This is a genomic window from Cetobacterium sp. (genome assembly GCF_048470075.1).
GTDB lineage: Bacteria > Fusobacteriota > Fusobacteriia > Fusobacteriales > Fusobacteriaceae > Cetobacterium_A.
The window spans coordinates 1-2208 of sequence record NZ_DBGBQB010000146.1 but is presented as its reverse complement, the minus strand read 5'-3'; the positions used below and the strand labels follow the sequence as shown (position 1 = coordinate 2208).

The 2208-nt window shown below is 28.5% G+C and carries 4 protein-coding genes and 1 pseudogene; 2 read left to right on the top strand and 3 right to left on the bottom strand.

What is annotated here, in order from left to right; all coding sequences use genetic code 11:
• The first annotated feature begins 157 nt into the window (after window positions 1-157).
• Window positions 158-415 carry a hypothetical protein gene (locus tag ACMOUI_RS05145; protein ID WP_418964666.1) on the top strand — a complete coding sequence of 86 codons (258 nt, stop codon included), beginning with the start codon at window positions 158-160 and terminating at the stop codon, window positions 413-415.
• Between the two features lie 73 nt (window positions 416-488).
• Here the strand turns inward: ACMOUI_RS05145 and ACMOUI_RS05140 are convergent, their stop codons facing one another.
• From ACMOUI_RS05140 to ACMOUI_RS05130, 3 genes and pseudogenes are all read right to left on the bottom strand, one after another.
• Entirely contained in the window at window positions 489-584 is a 96-nt protein-coding gene (locus ACMOUI_RS05140) for a transposase (RefSeq protein ID WP_418964667.1), read from the bottom strand.
• Between the two features lie 326 nt (window positions 585-910).
• Window positions 911-1375 (bottom strand): RNA-guided endonuclease TnpB family protein, encoded by a 465-nt coding sequence (locus ACMOUI_RS05135; RefSeq protein ID WP_418964665.1) that lies wholly within the window; start codon window positions 1373-1375, stop codon window positions 911-913.
• Window positions 1362-1520 (bottom strand): annotated as a pseudogene (locus tag ACMOUI_RS05130) (transposase); the annotation flags it as partial. The gene ACMOUI_RS05135 and the pseudogene ACMOUI_RS05130, both read right to left, overlap by 14 nt.
• A 128-nt stretch (window positions 1521-1648) precedes the next feature.
• On the opposite strand from ACMOUI_RS05130, the gene ACMOUI_RS05125 reads away from it, so the two are divergent.
• On the top strand, window positions 1649-1840 hold the full coding sequence (locus ACMOUI_RS05125; RefSeq protein WP_418964664.1) for a hypothetical protein: 192 nt from the start codon (window positions 1649-1651) through the stop codon (window positions 1838-1840).
• The last annotated feature ends 368 nt before the right edge of the window (window positions 1841-2208 follow it).

Below are 2208 nucleotides of genomic sequence, written 5' to 3'. Positions count from 1 at the left end.
CTAATATATCTACACTTATTGAGAATAAAGTAGAATCTTCAACTTTAGATTCAAACAGAGCAAAAACTGTATATGAAAAGATAGAGCTTTTAAACAAAGAGATTAAAAATCTACTTATTGAGATTGAAAAATTAAACTAAAAATAGAAAGGACTAATATGAAATTATTTGATTTTGCAGATTTTTATTATGTTATTGAGCATAATAATGAATATTTTGAATTTGAAATTGAGGATGATTTTTTAGATCAAATTTCAGAAGAGTTAGATATTGATAATTTTAAGATTTTAGAGTTATCTGAAATCTCAGAGGGAGAGTTTACTGCTTTAATAGAAACGCCTTCTGGAGAAAAACATAGTTATAAATATACTCTTTCTCCTGAAAGAGTGGCTTATATTTTATCTGTTACTGAGTAAATTAAAATTTTATCAAAATGCCCTGAGAAAACCTCTTCCACTATTAGAGAGAGGATGAATCAGGGCAATCTTTTTAGTTTTCAGTTCCTTGCGACTCGATATATCGATTGATAGTTTCAATTGTTGCTCCACCAGTGCTTAATATACAATAAAAGTTGCTCCAAAATATAGTTTTCCACTAGTAGGCTCTTAAGTATCAGAATGCTTTTTTTAACCAATCTTGATGAAACTGTTTTAAAAGTCTTTACTAATTTAGCTAGTTCCGATTGTAGTGACACTCAATAATCTCTTTAATATTTCTTTTAAATCTTCTCAAATAACCTCGTTAATATATTTTCTACGATATTTTTATAATTACAACTAAATGTTGACACTCCACACGACTGAAGTCGTGGGATTCTTAAATAATTAAAGAATAGTTCATTTCTGATAGTCCAGTATGACTTTAAGTTTAGGGTATGTCAGCACCCCTCCTAAGACAGAACGTGTAGTTTCTTAGGGACTTAGACTTTTACCATCTAAGTTAGATTTTTGAGCTATATTGTATGCTCCAACTCTATCCCTGTGTGTTTTATATCCACAAGCACACTTGTATTCTCTCGTATTAATCTTATTACGAGTATGACAAACAGGACACTCTTGAGAAGTGTATTCTGGATTGATATATTCAACTTTAATTCCTAAATTATATGCTTTGTATTCTACAAAAGAAGCTAACTGATAGAAAGTCCAAGAATGAAGGGATTGTTTGTTTTTACCTCTTGTTCTTGAGGTCTGACGTATATCAGAAAGATTTTCTAAATTGATAGTTCCACAATTATTTTCAACTGCAAAATCGACTATCTGCTTAGAAATCTTATGGTTTATATCTTTCATTATTCTTGATTCTTTATCATTGATACGCTTGATAGCATTTAATTTTTTATCAGCGATAGCAGTTTCTATTAATCTGCATATCATATTCTTTAGCTATTTGGAAAATTAACTCTTTGAACCTTACTTCTATATGAGGATTGTTAAAAATTTTTCTTCTATATCTTGGAAAAAATACAAAATGATAATTGATTAATGATACAGTAGTTTTTGTACTTCTATAATCAGTCATATATAATATGACAGCTAAAACGTATCAAAAATCAATTAAATTGAAACAAAATACTAAAAAAAGAGGTGAAAAGATTGTGCCTTTGAAGTAGTAGGCTTTACGGCACTTTCTGTAAAGAAAAGAATTGTATGAGACAGAAAAAATCTATAACTTACAATACCCAAGCTAAAGAGCTTGTGCCAGTGAAAACTGAATTGCCACTATCTTCAAGAGTTTACAAATGTGATAAATATAACTCAGAGATAGATAGAGATCTAAATGCAACTATAAATATACTAAATATACGTACTACTAGCCTATTAAAACATATATCAGGGTAGGAACTACCCGCAGAGCGTGATTAATATATCTAAATACTTCTCACTAAGTCTAGCCCTCTATTAGAGCCATGGTAGCACACTAAAATCACTATGTTTTTTTAAAGCAACTGGTAGATACCACTACTTTGATAAAACACAATCTTTATGTGAAATTTTTGACATACATCAATGTTCTAGTTAAGCTTATAAAGATAGATTTCACTCTAATATATTTTATAATTAATTTATTTTTTTAGAGAAATAACATTAAAAAATAAACAGCTTAAACCTTTTAAAGTGCATGGCTCAAGCTGTTAGTTTTTTTATTTTTTTGAATTTTTATTTCATAAAATATTATCTGAATTAATCTGTAATTTAATTTTTTATAC